The sequence below is a fragment of the Salinigranum salinum genome (assembly GCF_009176545.1).
GTDB classification, from domain to species: domain Archaea; phylum Halobacteriota; class Halobacteria; order Halobacteriales; family Haloferacaceae; genus Salinigranum; species Salinigranum salinum.
Genome location: NZ_VTOJ01000001.1, coordinates 974,160 through 991,898, shown reverse-complemented (window position 1 = coordinate 991,898; position 17,739 = coordinate 974,160). Strand labels below are relative to the sequence as shown.

16 protein-coding genes are annotated in these 17,739 nt (G+C 64.7%); 3 read left to right on the top strand and 13 right to left on the bottom strand.

The annotated features are described in order from the left end of the window. Positions 1-27: 27 nt before the first annotated feature. From FZP69_RS04690 to FZP69_RS04665, 6 genes are all read right to left on the bottom strand, one after another. Positions 28-618, bottom strand: a complete 591-nt coding sequence (locus FZP69_RS04690; protein WP_152040189.1) for a hypothetical protein — start codon at positions 616-618, stop codon at positions 28-30. Positions 619-1,346: 728 nt separating this feature from the next. Next, positions 1,347-1,838 carry a hypothetical protein gene (locus tag FZP69_RS04685; protein WP_152040188.1) on the bottom strand — a complete coding sequence of 164 codons (492 nt, stop codon included), beginning with the start codon at positions 1,836-1,838 and terminating at the stop codon, positions 1,347-1,349. A gap of 413 nt (positions 1,839-2,251) precedes the next feature. Next, a complete protein-coding gene (locus tag FZP69_RS04680) occupies positions 2,252-2,731 on the bottom strand; it encodes an ester cyclase (RefSeq protein ID WP_152040187.1) in 480 nt (159 codons plus the stop codon). 210 nt (positions 2,732-2,941) lie between these two features. Then, positions 2,942-3,931 carry an ester cyclase gene (locus FZP69_RS04675; protein ID WP_152040186.1) on the bottom strand — a complete coding sequence of 330 codons (990 nt, stop codon included), beginning with the start codon at positions 3,929-3,931 and terminating at the stop codon, positions 2,942-2,944. Positions 3,932-4,006: 75 nt separating this feature from the next. Further along, on the bottom strand, positions 4,007-5,020 hold the full coding sequence (locus FZP69_RS04670; RefSeq protein WP_152040185.1) for an ester cyclase: 1,014 nt from the start codon (positions 5,018-5,020) through the stop codon (positions 4,007-4,009). A 124-nt stretch (positions 5,021-5,144) separates the two neighbouring features. Then, entirely contained in the window at positions 5,145-6,146 is a 1,002-nt protein-coding gene (locus tag FZP69_RS04665; protein ID WP_152040184.1) for an ester cyclase, read from the bottom strand. Positions 6,147-6,350: 204 nt separating this feature from the next. On the opposite strand from FZP69_RS04665, the gene FZP69_RS04660 reads away from it, so the two are divergent. Next, positions 6,351-7,148, top strand: a complete 798-nt coding sequence (locus FZP69_RS04660) for an MBL fold metallo-hydrolase (protein WP_152040183.1) — start codon at positions 6,351-6,353, stop codon at positions 7,146-7,148. Between the two features lie 102 nt (positions 7,149-7,250). Here FZP69_RS04660 and FZP69_RS04655 read toward each other — a convergent pair whose 3' ends face one another. From FZP69_RS04655 to FZP69_RS04635, 5 genes are all read right to left on the bottom strand, one after another. Then, positions 7,251-8,153: an NAD(P)-dependent oxidoreductase gene (locus FZP69_RS04655; protein ID WP_152040182.1), complete on the bottom strand. Its 903-nt coding sequence runs from the start codon at positions 8,151-8,153 to the stop codon at positions 7,251-7,253. Between the two features lie 458 nt (positions 8,154-8,611). Further along, positions 8,612-9,466: an ABC transporter permease gene (locus FZP69_RS04650; RefSeq protein WP_152040181.1), complete on the bottom strand. Its 855-nt coding sequence runs from the start codon at positions 9,464-9,466 to the stop codon at positions 8,612-8,614. Next, positions 9,457-10,371 carry an ABC transporter permease gene (locus FZP69_RS04645; RefSeq protein ID WP_152040180.1) on the bottom strand — a complete coding sequence of 305 codons (915 nt, stop codon included), beginning with the start codon at positions 10,369-10,371 and terminating at the stop codon, positions 9,457-9,459. Before FZP69_RS04645 ends, FZP69_RS04650 begins: the two co-directional genes overlap by 10 nt. Position 10,372: 1 nt before the next feature. Further along, complete coding sequence (locus FZP69_RS04640; RefSeq protein WP_152040179.1) at positions 10,373-11,422, bottom strand: ABC transporter ATP-binding protein; 1,050 nt, start codon at positions 11,420-11,422, stop codon at positions 10,373-10,375. Positions 11,423-11,626: 204 nt separating this feature from the next. Next, on the bottom strand, positions 11,627-12,817 hold the full coding sequence (locus FZP69_RS04635) for an ABC transporter substrate-binding protein (RefSeq protein ID WP_152040178.1): 1,191 nt from the start codon (positions 12,815-12,817) through the stop codon (positions 11,627-11,629). Positions 12,818-13,087: 270 nt separating this feature from the next. Between FZP69_RS04635 and FZP69_RS04630 the strand changes: the two genes are divergently transcribed. After that, positions 13,088-13,855, top strand: coding sequence for an IclR family transcriptional regulator (locus FZP69_RS04630; RefSeq protein WP_152040177.1), 768 nt, complete (start codon positions 13,088-13,090; stop codon positions 13,853-13,855). Between the two features lie 413 nt (positions 13,856-14,268). Then, complete coding sequence (locus tag FZP69_RS04625; RefSeq protein ID WP_152040176.1) at positions 14,269-15,624, top strand: aminomethyltransferase family protein; 1,356 nt, start codon at positions 14,269-14,271, stop codon at positions 15,622-15,624. 301 nt (positions 15,625-15,925) lie between these two features. Here the strand turns inward: FZP69_RS04625 and FZP69_RS04620 are convergent, their stop codons facing one another. Beyond that, positions 15,926-16,858 (bottom strand): VOC family protein, encoded by a 933-nt coding sequence (locus tag FZP69_RS04620; RefSeq protein ID WP_152040175.1) that lies wholly within the window; start codon positions 16,856-16,858, stop codon positions 15,926-15,928. Between the two features lie 64 nt (positions 16,859-16,922). Continuing rightward, the gene (locus FZP69_RS04615) at positions 16,923-17,696 is read right to left on the bottom strand and encodes an HpcH/HpaI aldolase family protein (protein ID WP_152040174.1); all 774 of its coding nucleotides are present in this window, start codon (positions 17,694-17,696) and stop codon (positions 16,923-16,925) included. Between the last annotated feature and the right edge of the window lie 43 nt (positions 17,697-17,739).

The window sequence follows — 17,739 nt, the reverse complement described above, 5'->3', positions numbered from 1 at the left end:
TGACAGCGCTCGACCCGACTCCTCCCGTCACGCCAGCTCGACGACGAACCCCCACGTCGCCGACGCCCGCGGTTCGAGTTCGTCGGAGAGCACCGCGATCGTCGTCTCGAAGCGGAACTCGCCCGTGGGGAGACAGCCCTCGCCCCCAGCAGTAGCGTAGAGGTCGACGAGCCGCGAACTGGGTTCGGCGGGGTCGACCGCGAACGTCCGATACTCCTCAGTGACCGCGATGCCGTCCGTGAGCCGCCAGCACCTCGGTTCGGCGGGGTACTCCCGCTCCGTCTCACTCGGAAGCAACAGCAGGTCCCGCGCGTCGTCGGCGACGTACTCGAAGTGGACGGCACGGCCCTCGCCCACACGCACGGGCTCGTCGGTCGTGTTCGCGAGCGTCGTCCGGAGCCGTGGCGGGTGATCGCTCGTCGCCGTCGCGCGGACCACCTCGACGCCCGGTCGGACCGGGAGGTCGGGGTCGTCGTCGACGGAACTGAGAGAGACCCGTGGGTTCGCGTCGTCCTGGCCGCCGTCGGCCCGGGGTGGGACGCCGGCACAGCCGGCGAGGAGGCCCGTGACGGCGAACGCACCGAGTCGGACGAGCGAACGTCGGGGTGTCGGGGACATGGAACGACGAACGGGGCGGGGGCACATAGCCGTGACGTAGGATGAGACGTGGATTCGTGTCACGGCGGTGGCGACGAATCTCTCGAGAGGGGGAGCGGGCGAGCACGGGGAGAGTGGACGGACGGGGGCGACTCGCTCGGTGCCGGCGACGACGGTCAGTCTGACTGCGTTCGGGAGATCGAACGTCCGAGGTCGGCGCCGTGTGCGGCAGCGTACGCTCGCCCGCGGATCAGAACTGCTTGGATAATTCACCGAGGTCCGAGCAGGGAGGCACTCGTTCTCTCCTCGAACGACCTGCGGCCGTCTCAGCGCGAGACGGTTCACGACTACCTGTGCGCGCGTGGTTTCAGACTCCGGGAGGCGCTCCCGAGAGCCGGAATCAGATGACGAAGACACCCATCGGTCGCACGGACGTTCCCGGTCCGACAGCACACCTCGGACGACCGCTGCCGATCGACGAGTGGGGACGGACCGTGTCGACGAACGATCGGTAGGACGTTGGCATCCACCGGACGGTCGACGGATAGTAGGTGGAACTGGTCGTTTCCGCTCGACCACCGCGGAAGTTCCGGACACAGTTCGTCGACGATCAGAGTCGCGGTTCGTATCCAAATAGTTAGTGAAGTGCGTTCGTCAGGGACGGTGTGTATCCCCCCGTCGGTGTCTCCGGTGACGACACGGATCTGAACGACGCATCCGGACGACCCACGTCGAACGGTCGAAGTCGCCTACTCGACGAGCCGGTACGAACACCCCTCCGCGAGACGGCGGACCACCTGGAACGGGTCGCCGTCGACGGTCGGCTCCGCGACGAGCCGAATCCGGGTGCACGAACGGCCCGAGGCCGCCTCGGTCGCCGTCCACGAGAGCGTCGAGAGCGAGACGTGACGCTCCTCGCCGACGGCCTGCAGGACGGTCCCGAGGGCTGTCTCGGTGGGTGACTCGTCGAACAGTACCGTGACCGAGGTGGCACGCTGTGCTCCGTCGGCGTCTACCACGTCGACGCCCGACTCCTCCAACCCGGTGACGAGGGGGTCGAGACGGTCGGGGTCCACCTCGATCGCGAGTTCCACCGGGACGTTTCCCCGTGGGGTGACGGTGTCACGGTCGTACGAAACCGAGCACACGTTGCCACCGTGGTTCGCGATGACGTCCAGCGCGTGCAGGAGCTGGGACGGGTCGTCTGCGAGCTCCAGACGGACAGTGTACGTGCGGACCATGGCTCTCAACTGGGGGTGTCGACCGATCGGTACCCGTGAACGCTGTGTACGCGTAGCAGACGTCTCTCTCGTGGTAAAGGTACCGTTCGTGGTGAGCCAGCCGCCCCAGATCGGTACGGTCCCGACAGACAGCGAAACACGCGGGCGACCGCGCCGGGATCCCTTCGTCCGGGGGAGGCGCTCGCAACGACACGATCGGGCGGGACGGTGACGATCGGCGGGCGGGCGGGAGCGACCACTACGAGTCGACCCGACCGGGAACGACCGTCAGGTGGGAGACGGTCGTCGCGAGGGACGGCACGGAGACACGTCTTCACGAACAGGGAGCTGTCGAGAGTCTCAGTCTGGCGGGGGGACTGCACTCGCCAGGAACCGGTTCAACTGAAGACGTAACGGGCGTGAGATCGGCCGGTTCAGTACTCGTGGATCGGGGCGTCGTCCGGCGTACAGGCCTTGATGAACCCGATCTTGTCGTAGACGATCCACTCCTCGACGTACTTCCACTCGCCGTCGACCTTCTGGATGAGGCAGTTGGCGATGCCGAGGTTCTCCTCCATCGTCTTGCCCGTCGGCGGGCCGTACTCCGTCGGCCCCGTGTTCTCGGCGGTGATGGTGCGGACCATCGAGGTGTAGTAGCCGTCTTCGGGGTTGCCCTCCCAGATGACCTTCTCGATGTTCATCTCCGTCTCGGGGAAGGCGTGCAGACGAGCCAGCGTGTCCTGGACGAGCGCCTCCGAACCCACGATGTCGCCACCGGCGGCGTGGACGACCACGTCGTCGGCGTAGTAGTCGTAGATCTTGCCGACAAGCTTCTGGTCCCAGATTTCGTGGGTGCTCTGTTCGATCATCCGTTCGACGTCGAGTTCGTCGGCGGTGCGCCAGTCCTCAGTCACGGTGGACCACCTCGCGTGTCGGGGCTCGGTCGCTCGTCGTGACGGAATCTGCCGTGAATTCACGTGGTCTGCTCATGGGTATGCTGTGACGTCTCCCCGTTTCACGCATCCTGTGATAAAAATACCGCCAGCGTGCCGGTCAGCACACACCACCTCACCCCGACCCACCTGCCCCCCGCTCGACCCACGGACGTCCGCCGGGTGATGGTCTCAGAAGTACTGCCGATCGTTTCGTAGCCGGTCGAAGACGTCGACACCGAGTTGTGAGAGGAGGTCGACCGTGTCGATGAAGACCCAGTTCTCCGCGAGCAGGTCACCCTCGCGCCGCCAGACGTCCATCACCCGCATCGTGACGGGTTCGTCGGTCGCCGGGAGTCCCATCCACCCGTCGCCGAGGTGTGTCGCGTCGATCGACGGCCACCCGGTCGACGCGCAGTACTGCCCTTCGGCGAAGCGCGCGACGTGGTCGCCACCTTCTCGGTCCGGGAACGCCTCGAGGAACGGCCCCTGGTGGAACTCCTGAAAGCCGTCGATCCCACGGGTCGTTCCGGTACCGGCCGGCCCGTACCACATGAAGTCCTCGTGCCAGAACCGTTCCATCCCCATGCCGTCGAGCCCCTCCGCTTCGTACTCGTGGAGCCCCTCGATCATCGCTTCGACCAGGTGGAGCGTCCGGTCGGACTCCGTCTCGTCCTGCTCGTCGAGGAGGACGCCGTCCTGGGTCGTGGGGCCGGGGATGACAACTTCCGGGGCGAGTGCCGGGAAGAACTCGTAGCCGGCCTGCCGCATGACGTCGAGCACGTCGACGAGGTGCCGCGTCTCGGCGATCCGGCCGTCTTCGACCCGATGGAACTCGCCGTAGCGCAGCCAGGTGGCGTGGCCCGTCACGGGGATGTCCAGCCAGTCCTCCGCGAACGTCCCCACCAGGTTCCCCGTGGCACACACCCACTCGTTGCCCTCGAACTCACCCGCGAACAGCACGTAGTCGTTCTTCTCGAGGTCAGGGAACGACCGGAGGAGTGGTTCCCAGTATCCATCGGCGATGGCACCGACGCCGTGGAGTTCGTCGATGGGTGCGGGTCCGTGCCACTCGGCGTCCTCGTGGTAGTAGTCGGCGAGCAGGTCGCCGACGTCCGCGGCCGAGGATCCGTGAATCCGCTGTGAGAAGTCGTGGACCAACTGCTTTCGTTCGGTCGTCATGTGAATTGGACTCGAGTGGGACAGTTGCTAACACGGATGAAATAGCTACCGATCCCGACCGCAGGAGGAGCGTCCCTACGGCGACCCGCTGCGCTGGATGGACGACGGGTTCGTCCGCAGACGTTCGAAGACGTCGACGCCGATCTGGTCCAGCAGGTCGATCATGTCGATGAACACCCAGTTCTCCGCGAGCAGATCCCCTTCGCGCCGCCAGACGTCGATGACGCGCATGTCGACGTGGTTCCCGGTGGCGGGGAGGCCGAGCCAGCCGTCACCTAGATGCGTGCCGACGACTGCTGGCCACCCCGTCGATGCACAGTAGGGACCCTCTGCGAGTCGGGCGTCGTGGTGTCCGACCTCCCGGTCGGGGAACGCCTCGAGGAACGGCCCCTGGTGGAACTCCTGAAAACCATCGATGCCGCGCGTGCTTCCGATACCGGCCGGTCCGTACCACATGAAGTCCTCGTGCCAGTACTCCTCCATTCCCATGTTCTCGAGCCCCTGTTCCTCGTACGAGTTCAGTCCGTCGAAGAGCATCCCCTCGACGAGGTCCATCGTCTTTCGTGACGCCGTCTCGTCCTGCTCGTCGAGGAGGACGCCGTCCTGCGTCGTCGGCCCCGGGATGACGACTTCGGGAGCGAGAGACGGGACGGGACGGTAACCCGCCTGTCGGAGGAGGTCGAGCACGTCGACGATGGTTCGCGTCTCGGCGATTCGGCCGTCCTCGAACCGGTGGAACTCGCCGTAGCGCAGCCAGGTGGCGTGGCCCGTCGCGGGGATGTCCAGCCAGTCCTCCGCGAACGTCCCCACCAGGTTCCCCGTGGCACACACCCACTCGTCACCCTCGAACTCGTCGGCGAACAGCACGTAGTCGTTCTTCTCGAGATCCGGGAACGACGACAGCAGCGGCTCCCAGAACTCGGTTGCGAGCGCGTCCCGCCCGTCGAGTCCGTCGATCGGGGCTGGCCCGTGCCACTCGACGTCGTCGTGAACGTGTTCCGCGAGGAGGTCCTCGACGTCGTCGGGGGTCGTTTCGTGGACGGTGGTGGAGAACTCGTGAATCGACTGCTTGTGATCGGTTCCGGGCATGCGTAGTGGGAGAACGGTTGTCGAATGCTTCCGCAGAGTCCATCATAATCCTGTCGGTGAACCGCGAGCGTCGGGTGTCGGGTGTCGGGTGTCGGGTGTCGGAACGCCGATCGGGTCCCGACAGTCAGAAGTACTGCTGGTCGTCCCGGACCCGCTGCAGGACGTCGACGCCCAGTTGCTGGAGCAGGTCGATCATATCGATGAACACCCAGTTTTCGACCAGTCGGTCGTCCTCGCGCCGCCACACGTCCATCACTCGCATCGTCACCTCCGTCCCGGTCGCCGGAAGACCGAGCCAGCCGTCGCCGGTGTGCGTGGCTCGCAGACTCGGCCAGCCCGACCACGCACAGTACGTCCCCTGCGCGAACCGCACGTCGTCCGCACCGGCGTGTCGGTCGGGGAACGCCTCGAGGAACGGTCCCTGGTGGAACTCCTGAAAGCCGTCGATGCCGCGCGTGGTCCCGATGCCGGCCGGCCCGTACCACATGAAGTCCTCGTGCCAGTACTCCTCCATCCCCATCCCGTCGAGGCCCTCGTCTTCGAAGGACTCCAGCCCCTCGAAGATCATGTCCTCGACCAGCTGGAGCGTCCTCGCGGATGCGTCGTCGTCCTGTTCGTCGGGCAGGACGCCGTCCTGCGTCGCGGGACCCGGGATGACCACCTGTGGGGCCAGCGCGGGGAAGAAGTCGCAGCCCGCCTGTCGAAGGAGGTCGAGCACGTCGAGGAATCCGCGCGTCTCGGCGATCCGCCCGTCCTCGAACCGGTGGAACTCGCCGTAGCGCAGCCAGGTGGCGTGGCCCGTCGCGGGGATGTCCAGCCAGTCCTCCGCGAACGTCCCCACCAGGTTGCCGGTGGCACACACCCACTCGTTGCCCTCGAACTCGCCACCGAAGAGGACGTAGTCGGTTCGCTCGAGATCGGGGAACGACTGGAGGAGCGGCCGCCAGTACTCCGCAGCGATCGCGTCCCGGCCTCGCAGCTCTCCCAGCGGGGCCGGCCCGTGGAGGATCGCGTCCTCGTGGTAGTACCCGGAGAGGTGCTCGGCGACAGTCTCCGCCGTGGCGTCGTGGAGACCCTGAGCGAACTCGTGGAGTCGTCGTGCGTCGTCGTTGGTGTCGTCGATCATGACAGCTCCTGTGAAAAACCCACAGACGACCGTGTATTAAGTCTGACCACACCGATCAGTCACGACGCCATCACGACACCACGTCGACTGGAGTACCCTCGTCGGAGCCTCGGTCGTGCTCGCCGCTGGTGCGTCTCGCTATCTCGTGGTGGACCGTGCCACTGCACCGTATGTGATTTATATCCGGCCCGGAATGGTGGCTGTATGGCCGAGAGTGCACCCGTCGTTCGGGAACTGAACGTCGCCGACACCGTCTACGACATCACGTGGCAGACGGCCGATGAGGGACCGGACATCACGCGCGGGGAGCGTCATCGGACGTACTTTTTCGACCTGCCGGGAGACGTCCCGACGCTCGTCGATACGTGCTTCCAGAACCGCGCCGACTACCTCTTCGAGGGCATCGAACGGACCGGGGTCGAACCGGAACGCCTGATCATCACGCACCGACACCTCGACCACATCGGCGCGTTCGACGAGGTGGTCGAGCGGTACGACCTCGAGACGTGGGTCCCCGAGGACGACAACGTCGTCGAGATCGACGACTACGGGATCGACATTCAGACCGAGCCGGATCACCTCTTCGGCGACCGCGAGCGGATCGGCCGATTCGAGACCGTTCACGTCCCTGGCCACTCGCCGGGGAACTCGGTGCTCGTCGACGAGGAAGCCGGCTTCGCTCACTGTGCGGACACCGTCTGTGGCTCCGACCGCCGGGGGCTCCCACCGGGGTACCTCCTCCACCCACCGCAGGCGACACACACGAACCAGCCCGCCGAGGCCGCTGTCGAGGCCGAGGTGAACCTGGAGAAACTCCTGGACTACGAGTTCGACGTGGCGCTCCTCAATCACGGGACACCGGTGTTCGAGGACGCCTCCGAGAAACTCGACCGCTACGTCAACTTCGAGTCCAACTTCACGTCGACCGAGCAGTCGATCCACGCGCGAGACCGCAACACCATCGAGGCCGACGACCTGTACACGTTGCTGGATGAGGAGTAAGCACCCGTCGGCGTGACCTGCGGGTTGCAGGCCCACCACCGATGCGAGTTCGTCCGTCGAGCATCCCCGGCCCCGTCACTGCCGTGCGTGACCCATCGTCGGTTAGTCGTCCCCGCCGACCTGGTCGGCCAGTTCCTGTTCGAACAGCTTGACGACCGCGCCAACGTCCTCCTGGCCGAAACCCTCGTCGCTGGCCTGCGTGTACATCCGGTGGACCAGGTTCCCCATGATCATCGGGGAGTCCTCGGCGTCGGCCATCTCGACGGCGAGACCGACGTCCTTCCGGGCGAAATCGACGGTGAAGCCGGCCTCGAAGTCCCGCTCGAGGACGCGCGGCATCCGGCTCTCGAAAGCGACCGACGTCGCACTGGCGTTACCGAGGACCTCCCACAGGCGCTCGCCGTCGATCCCGTACCGCGAGCCGAGCGCGACCGTCTCCATCGCGAGCAGGAGGTTCCCCATCGACATCGTGTTGTTGAGGAGTTTCATCGCGTGACCCGCGCCGGACGACCCGGCGTAGTGAACCTCCGCACAGAGGGTCGTGAGGACGTCCTGCGGCGCCTCGGCGTCGAAGACGGCCCGCTCACCACCGACCAGTCCCGTGAGCGTCCCGTCCCGGGAGTTCTCCGGGCCGCCGGTGACCGGCGCGTCGAGCAGGTCCGCGGGCGTGTCCGCGATCGCGTCTGCCAGGACCTCGGTCGTCGGCGGCGCGATCGTACTCATCTCCACGAAGACCGTCTCGACGTCGTCGCCGACGAGACCGGCCTCGCCCGTGTACACGGCCTCGACGATGTCCGAGTTCGGGAGGCTCGTGATCGTCACGTCGCTCGCGCGGGCGACGTCCCGCGCGCTCTCCGTGACGGTCCCGCCGTACTCGCTGACGGCCTCGCGTGCCGCGGGGTCGACGTCGTGTCCGTAGACGTCCAGTCCCTCGTCGATGAGGCACTTGGCCATGTTGCCGCCCATCCTGCCGAGTCCGACGACTCCGACTGTCGTGGTTGACATACCGGTAGATCCCACGTTCGGTGTTTATATTTAACGCACTCACCAGAACAGGATCGGGGGTGTCTCGGTCAGTCGAAAGTGAGGGAGACCGACTCGATCCGGGTGGACGTCACGACGCTGTTGTTTTGGCAGTGTGAAGCCTCCACTCTCCGAATCGAGCGGACGCGTCGAAGACAGTGTCATCAAACCGGCTCCGGTTCACCGACGGACTCGGTGGGCTCGAAGAGACGTGCTGTCGAAGGGGCCAGCACCGATCACATCAGTATGAGTCACCGTACCGCACGCATCACACGCCGGATCGGCGTTGGACAGGGTTCACGTCGTGCGTACCGCCACCGACACGAACGCGACTTCGACAGGTCTCAGTCGGACACGTGGTCGACCGTGAAACGATGCGCCCTCGACACGGGTGAGATCGCTGGACCGGCAGAGGGACCGGTGGAAACGAAACCGCGTCCCTACACGTCGGCGGCGACCGCTTTGAACCCGACGAGCCGGCCGATGATGAGCACCAGCACCAGCACCAGCAGGATCTGGATGGTGGCGGTCGCCGCGATCAGCGGCGAGGAGTCGTACTGGAGGAAGGTGAAGATCTCCACCGGCAGCGTGGTGGAGCTCTGCCCGGAGAAGAACAGCGAGATGACCGAGTCGGTGAACGAGAGGATGAACGCGAGCAGGAACCCGGAGACGACACCGCTCCGGATGAGGGGCAGCGTCACCTTCCGGAACGTCTGGAAGCGGCTCGCTCCGAGGTTCCGTGCCGCCTGTTCGAGTTCGTCGTCCAGCGACTGCAGGGCGGTCATCGACGTGAGGAACGTGTACGGGATGGTGATAACGACGTGACCGACCACGATTTTGAGATACTGTGGGACGAAGCTCAGCGGGTTGGCGTCGAGGACGATCAACAGCGCGAGCGCGATGATCGCCGGCGGGATGATCAACGGCAGGATGAAGTACATCACGGCCTCGTTCTCGAAGGGGATCTCGCGGCGCGCGACGACGTACGCCGCAGTCACGCCGAGGATCGTAGCGACCAGCCCCGCCGCGATGGCGATGGGCAGGCTCACGAAGAAGAACGCCTCGAAGAACGAACTCGCGAAGAACTCGTTGAACCAGCGCAGGGAGATCCCCGACGGCGGGAACGCTTGGGACTCGGTCGGGCTAAACGAGATCGCCACGACGAAGACGATGGGCAACACGAGCACGCCGAAGCCGAGCGACAGCAGTCCGTAGTAGAGCGCCCGACCGGCGGCGACTGCCGCCGGCGAGAGCGACCGCGAGTTACGGCCGGTCAACAGCGTCATCAGTCCCATTCTTGCACCCCCATACGGTCGCGGATGACCTTGAAGTAGATGTACACCAGTGCAGTGGTCGCCAGCGTGAGCACGGTCCCGATGGCGCTGGCGAACGGCCAGTTACCACCGGAGATGGCCTGGTCGTATATCAACAGCCCCATCGTCAGGTCGGTGCGTCCACCCAGCAGGTCGGGCGTGACGATGGAGTTCATCGTGAGGACGAAGACGAAGATCGTCCCGGTCACCAGCCCCGGAAGGCTCAGGCGGAACGTTATCTTGAAAAACGCCTCGAGCCTGTTGGCCCCGAGGTTGCGCGCGGCCATCACCAGCGAGTCCGGGATGTCCTCCACCGAGGAGTACACCGGGAGGACGACAAGCGGCAGGTAGACACCCACGAGACCGATAGTCACCGACAGGGTGTTACCCAGCAACTGGAGTTCCGTCCCCAGGACCGCCCGCAGGATGCTGTTGATGATGCCGTTGGTCGAAAAGAGGACGATCCACCCGTAGATACGGACGACGGTCCCGACCATCAACGGCAGGAACACGGCGAACAGCGCGAGTTGCCGCCGCATCGGCGTCGTGCGCGCGATGAAGTATCCCACCGGGTAGCCGACGACGATGCAGACGGCCGAGACGATGAGCGACAGCCTGATCGTGTACCAGAGCAACCCACGGTAGAACGAGTCGAACAGGAGTTTCTCGTAGTGGGTGAGCGTGAACGTCCACTCGATGATCCGCGTCGGGCTGAACGTAAAGAAGCTGATGTAGACCGCGTACAGGATGGGTACGATCAGGAACACCAGCAGGTACACCGCCGTCGGGATCGCTGGCAGGTAGTCGTCGAGCCGCTCCCCGACCGATCCCGGCCCGGTGAGGCGGGTGTAGAGGTCGTCTGTCGTCTCCGTTATGGCGCCGATCATCTCAGGCCTCCACGAGCCCGTAGTGATCGAATCGTACCGTCACTGTCTCACCCTCGCTGTACTGTGGCGCACCCAGGTCGGTCGCGAGGAACTCGGTGTCGGCCACCTCGACTTGATATTCGGTGACCGAGCCGAGGTGGACCGTACTCTTGATCGTCCCCTCGAACACCTCGCCCTCTCCCCCGTCGTCGTTGAGTTTGATGTCTTCGGGACGGATGTAGAGCACTCCTGGAGCGTCGTCCCCGGGGTCGTCCGCGAACGGGAGCGAGAAGGACCCCGTGTCGTCTCGGAACGTCACGGTGCCGTTGGTCCGATCGAAGGTGCCTTCGAGGAAGTTCGAGTCACCGACGAAGTCGGCACAGAACGACGATTGCGGATCGCTGTAGATCTCCGACGGCGGGGCACACCGGACCATCTCACCCTCGTGGAGAACGAGCACGCGGTCCGACAACGTGAGCGCTTCTCGCTGATTGTGGGTGACGTAGATAGACGTGATGCCCAGTCGGTCGTGCAGGTCCCTGATCTCGCGACGCATCTGCTCGCGGAGCTGGCGGTCGAGGTCCGACAACGGCTCGTCGTAGAGCAACAGGTCCGGTTCGAGCACCAGCACGCGGGCGAGTGCGACCCGCTGTTGTTCACCGCCACTGAGATTCTGGATGTTTCGGTCCTCGTAGCCGGGAAGCGAGACGATGTCGAGGATCTCCTCGATGCGTGACTCGATCTCCGACTCGCTCAGGTTCTCGCGGTGGCGGAGTCCGAACGCCACGTTATCGAACACGGACATGTGCGGGAACAGCGCCAGTCGCTGAAACACGAGCCCCATGTTCCTGTCCTCCGGTGGGAGACCGATCATCTCCTCGTCGGCCACGGTGATGCTCCCACCCTCGGGGTCGACGAAGCCCGCGATGGACTTCAACATCGTCGTCTTCCCCGAACCGGACGGGCCTAGTATCGATACGAATTCGCCGTCATCGATGTCAATCGACACGTCGTCGACGGCAACGACGTCGTCGTACGCTTTTCGAAGGTTTGTGATACTGACTGACGCCATGTTCCGGTCCTACCCGCTAATTGTGGTTATAGTATTTATGTTTTGTGGAGGACAGTCGTGGCGAGTACTGGCAAAAGACGTGCTCGTAGCGTGAGAAACTGGCAAAAAAGTGCGCCACGTGTGTGGTAAACGCTACACCGGGCGCGGCGGTATCGGAATCGAGAGCCGCGTTCGGCCGGGCGATACGCTGACGGTGCGGCCGTGTTACCCGCCCGCGAGGACCTTCCGGAACTGTTCGCCGTCGGCGTTCGACTGTTTGGCAGCCTGCACCCAGTCGATGCCGACGTTGTAGCGCTCGATCTGCTCGTCGCTCGGGCTCATCATCGGGTGGTTCTCCTTGGCTTCTTCGGAGATGTACTCCGAGGCACCCGGTGCACAGGGCGGGTAGCCCATCACTTCGGCGAACGTGGCCTGTACCTCCGGGTGGAGGCAGCCACGGGCGTACTCGTCGGCCACCGCCTTGTGGGCGTCGTCGACGTGCTTCGTGATCGGGTATCCCCAGAAGTCGAGCGGGGCACCGGCTTCCGGCACGGTGAACTCCATGTCGAGCCCCTCGTCGAGTTCGAGGTTCTCCGTACGGGCAGAGAGGAACGGGGCGACGACCATGTCACCGTTCTGGAAGAGCTTCAGTGCCTGGTCGATCTGGTCGAAGATGATCGGGTCCGTCACTTCGACGAACTCGCGCATCCACTCCAGACCCGGCTCGATGTTGTCGAGAGTCCCGCCCTCTTTCTTGTTGATGACGTAGAAGTACTTCGACCCCGCGTTGGCCCACGGTTCGAAGCCGACCTTCCCCTTGAGGTCGGGGTCGATGAGATCGTCCCACGTCTCGAAAGTCTTGTCCGTCATGTCGTTCCGCGCCGCGATACCACGGGGGAACGCGACCGTCCCGCCCATGTACTCGTTCTTGTACGCGTCGGCGATGTCGTCGAAGCCTTCGATGTCGGTCTGTTTCCTGACGGCACCGATTTCGCCGAGGATCGCGGCTCGTTGCCCGTCGAGTTCGATGGCGTCGTACGCCGGCTGTTCCGGATCCCGCTGCAGTTCGGCCATGTACTGGTTCGAGGCGGCGGAGGTGTACTCGACTTTGTGTTTCGAGTCCCACGCGATCTCGCCGTTCGCGAACGGCTCGGTGAACGCTTTGCGACGGTTCTCGCCCCAGCTCCCGCCACCACCGGCGACGCGTAGCGCGACGTCGCTCCCGCCGCTGGAACCCTCGCTCGACGAGTCGCTGCCACCGGACGACCCGCCGCTGCTCGACGACGTGCTCCCGCCATCACCGCTGCCACCGCCGCCACCGCCACCTGTACATCCCGCGAGTCCGGCGAGGCCGACACCGGCGCCGAACGTTTTGAGTATCTTTCGCCTGGTCGCTTGACTGTCACCGGCACTCATGTCTGCCTTTTCGTGTTGACTCGTATCACTAAAGTGTTTCGGCCGCTTCCCGAGACACCCCCTGGGATCACTCACTCCAGCTCGACATGCCGTTGCGTCGGAAACACCGACTAGCGCCGCTCACACCGGTACACGAACACGTGGGCGTGAGTCAAGCCCGGCCGGTGCCAGTGGGAGACGTTCACAAGATCTGTTCAACCATATTGTATACAGGTTTGATCTGGATTCGACAGCGAAACTTTGTTACGCCACCGATTCTAAGGCATATGTATGTCAAAGCCACGCAACGTGCTCAAATCGGCCGGTAAGGTGTTCAAGATAGCTGAACACTTGAAGACGGAGGGTGGCAAGACAGTCACGGAGCTCGCGAACGACCTGGACATCCCGAAGAGCACCGCCCAGGTGTATCTCAACACCCTCTACGAACACAACTTCGTCAACAAGGACGACGGCCAGTACGTCATCGGGCTGCGGTTCCTCGAGTACGGCGTCTTCGCCCTGCACAACGTGCCCGTCTACCCGGAGGTGCGTACGAAACTCGAAGAACTCGCGGAGTCGACCGGCGAACTGGCCGGCTGTTTCGTCGAGGAGGACGGCGATGCGGTGTACATCTACGGCGTCGAGGGCGAGCGGTCCATTCGACAGGATCTCTCGATCGGCGACCGGACGGAACTCCACTGTACGGCGAGCGGAAAAGCGATCCTCGCTCACCTCCCTGAGGAACGCGTCCAAGAGGTGATCGCGGCCGGGCTCGAGAAGAGGACATCGAAGACCATCGCGGACCGGTCCGAACTGCTCGAGGAACTGGCACGGATCCGCGAGCGGGGGTACGCGTACTCCGACGAGGAGTCCGTCGAGGGGATGCGCGCCGTCGCGGCTCCGATCACCCCGGACGACCGGGTCGAAGGGGCCATCAACCTCGCCGGGCCGGCGAACAGGTTCGTCGGCGAACGCTACGAACAGACCATCCCGGAGCTCGTCACCGGTGCGGCGAACGAACTCGAACTCCGGCTCACCTACTCGCAGAGCGGTATCTAATCCGGCCACGACCCTTCTTGTCGTCGGTGTTCTCTCCTCCGAGACGGCCGTTACTTACAGCTGTACACGTGTAAATGCAGGGGGGCGACGAGGTAGTGATCCCGCTCGCCTGACCCCCGTCGACGAACAATTATTACAACTGTATGTTTGTAATGTCTTGGCACCACCCGTCGCAAATACATTACGGTCTTTCGGTACAGTTACTGTGCAACATATTTGAACAGTTTGGTCGGGGTCGACGACTGCCCGTCCACCCAACGAAGTGTTCCAGCGTTCACCACCGTGGATGATCGGGGGAGCGTCGCCGGACGAGGCCGTGGGGGACGACCGTGACGACGCACTATCCCCCATTCGGGATAGTTGAACGCCGGCGTGGCCAAAGGTTTATCTGAAGTCGGTGAATTTCAAGATCCATGTCGACGCAAGCGCAACAGCAGAGCTTACAGGCAGCGCTCAACGAAGCCGACAGTCCGGTAGAGATGCTTCAGGAGGCCGGTGGTCGGTGGGTCTGGCCGCGCGAGGTCGCACGCGAGTACACCAACTGGATGGACGAACTCCGCGCCGTCAGGGAGAGCTGCGTGCTCGCGGACCTCTCACACCACCAGATGGATCAGGTCATCGAGGGGCCCGACGCGATGGCGCTCCTGGAGCACCTGTGTACGAACAGCTTCGAGGGGTTCGAGATCGGGAAGGCCAAGCAGGCCATCATGTGCAACCCCGACGGGAAGTTCATCGGCGACGGCGTGCTCCAGCGCATCGGCGAGGAGACGTTCGTGATGAGCGGGAAGGACCCGGCCGCGAACTGGGTCGCCTACCACATCGACACCGGCGACTACGACGCGACGGAGACCATCTACCCTAAGTCCTCGGTGAACCCCGACGACCCCCACTTCTTCACCTACCAGGTCCAGGGTCCGAACGCGCTGGACGTCATGCAAGAGGTCACCGAGGGTCCGCTGCCGGACGTCCCGTTCTTCAACTTCGGGACCGTGACCATCGAGGGACACGAGATCCGCGCACTCCGTCACGGCATGGCCGGCGAGGTCGGCTTCGAACTGCAGGGACCCTACGAGTACGGCGAGGAGATCAAAGACGCCATCCTCGAGGTCGGCCAGGAGTACGACATCCGCCGACTCGGGACGCGCGCGTACGAACCACTGAGTGTCAAACTCGGCTGGGTCACGACCCACGTGCCCGCCATCTACACCGGCGAGGAGATGCGCGAGTACCGCGAGTGGCTCGGCGCCGACTCCTACGAGGCGAAGTACTCGGTGGCCGGCAGTTTCTCGTCGGACGACATCACCGACTACTACGTGAGCCCGGTCGACATCGGCTACGACCACATGATCGCCTTCGACCACGACTTCGTCGGGCGCGAGGCGCTCGAAGCCGAGGTCGAGAGCCCTCGTCGAACCCGTGTCACCCTCGTGTGGGAGGACGACGACGTCACCGGCCTCTTCGCCTCGCTGCTGGACGAGGGGACGCCCAAGAAGACGTTCGACCTCCCCCGCGACCGCTGGGGCGGCCACCACGACGAGGTGCTCGTCGACGGCGAGGTCGTGGGTCACTCGAAGAGCTTCTGTTACTCCTACAGTGACCGCGAGGTGATCTCGATCTGCTCCATCGACGTCGAGCACAGCGACCCCGGCACCGAGGTCACGCTGCTGTGGGGCGACGGCGAGACCAAGAACCCGCTGGTCGAACCACACGAACAGACGTACATCGAGGCGACGGTCGCCCCCAGCCCCTACCTCGACGACGCACGCTGACGACCGACGACTCCGAGTAGAGGGAGAGTCGGGACGCGTGACCGTTCAGTCCCACTGCGGACCCGAACCCTGTCGGACACCCGCCCAGGTTCCGCGGCGAGGCCGGGTGGTGAACACCCCGTCGACACGGACACCCCACCGTTCTCCGACAGCCGGACCACACGGTGAGCACGGTCTCGCCAGTGATCGACGTCGCAGGGGACAGGTCGCGTCAGCGCGCGCGAACGGGGAACTGAACGTCGGAAACGGGGACGAGGAACGTCGAGGACGGGGAACGCCGGTAACGAGGCGTCGGCCGGATTCAGTACGTGTTCCGCTCGCGGGACTGGATCGCGCCGATCCACTGCCGGTCCTCGAGGTCACCCTCTTCCCACGCGACCGGCACCCAGTGCGGGTCGAGCGTGAGGTAACTCCCGGTGTTGAACTCGATGCGATGGGTGCTCACCGGATCCCGGGCGTAGAGGAACTGCCCGCGTGAGATGGAGTGCTGGCCGATGCCGTCGGTCGGTAGGCCACGTTCGTTCATCGCGTCGTGCGCGTCGAACAGGTCGTTCGGCGAGTCCACCGTGTAGGCGACGTGATGGACTGCGGGGTCGTCGTCTTCGCTCGTCGACTGGACGACGGCCAGATCGATCTTTACCTCACAGGCGCTCAGGAACGTCCCCCAGCGCGACCCGTCGGCGTTGTCGTAGTACTCCTGCGCCTGAAAGCCGAGGTTCTCGCGGATCCAGTCCGCACACTCCTTCCCGTTCGGATCCCAGATCTGGACGTGGTCGATGCGCTGTGGCGCGATGGGGTTGTTCCCCGTCGTGTCGTAGACACGGTTCTTGAGCTTCGAGTTCCGTTCTTCGGGCGGGTCGGGCTTCGCCATCTCGCCGTACAGCTCGAAGCGGTGGCCGTTGGGTACCTCGAACCGGATCGCCTCTCCCTGCCCCGGTTCGGTGTCGGCGTCGACCCACTCGACGTCGATTCCCTGCGTCTCGAAGCGGTCGGCGAACGGTTCGAGATGGTCTGGTTCGGCCGTCTGCCACCCGATGTGGTCGATGCCGGCCGTCTCCGCCTCTGTGAGACTGAGCGAGTGGTGATCCCACTCGTCGACCGCCCGGAGGTAGACCGTCCCGTCGACCCGTTCGACCTCTTCGAGGCCGACCGCGTCGTGGAAGAACGACAGCGACTCCGCGAGGTCGGGCGTCTCGAGCGCGACGTGTCCGAGTCGTGCAACTGCTGGCTCCATACAGACACATGCTCTCGGCACGCGTAATAAAACTGACCGCGAACGAGACCGACCGCTCCGGCGATCACCGAATCGCGGCCAGGCGCTCGCCGAGCGTCTCCTCGATCGCCCCGAGGTCGCCACCCATCCTGATGATCTGATAGCCCTGTTCCTCGGCCTCCGCGATGGCGTCCGGATCGTTCGCGATGCCGCCCAGGGGGACGTCTGCCGCCAGGGCGCGCTCTCTGATCGCCTCGATCTGCGCGGTGACCTCCGGATGCTGTTTGTTCGTCGGGTGCCCCATCTGCACCGAGAGATCGGAGGGGCCGATGAAGACGAACCCCAGCTCCGGGACCGACAGGATCTCGTCGAGCTCGTCGACGGCGGTCGTCTTCTCGATCATCACGCCGAGACACACCTCCTCGTCCTCGGTTTCGACGTAGTCGGAGGCGGCCCCCCAGTTGCTCGAGCGACCACTCGCCTTCCCACGCTGACCGGGGCGTCCGTCGTAGACGAACCGTGTCGCCTCGACGGCCGCTCTGACCTCGGCGGCCGAGTCGACGCGCGGGATCAGGAGGTTGCGAACCCCCGCGTCCAGGACCTTCCTGACGAGCGGCGGGTCACCCGAGGGGAGACGCACGAACAGTTCGGTCCCCCCGGCCTCTGCCGCCCGGGTGAGTTCCTCGAAGACCGTGCTGTCGTACGGGCTGGGCCCCATGTGTTCGAAGTCGAGCCAGACGAAGTCGATGCCGAGCGAGCCGAAGACCTCGATGACCGTCGGGGAGAACGTCGACGAGCGCGCGCCGTAGACGACGCCACCCTCCGCTATCGTGTGCCGGAAGCTGTTTGACTGCTGCATCTCGTCCTCACCTGTCTCGCCCACCGTCTTACGTATTGTGGTC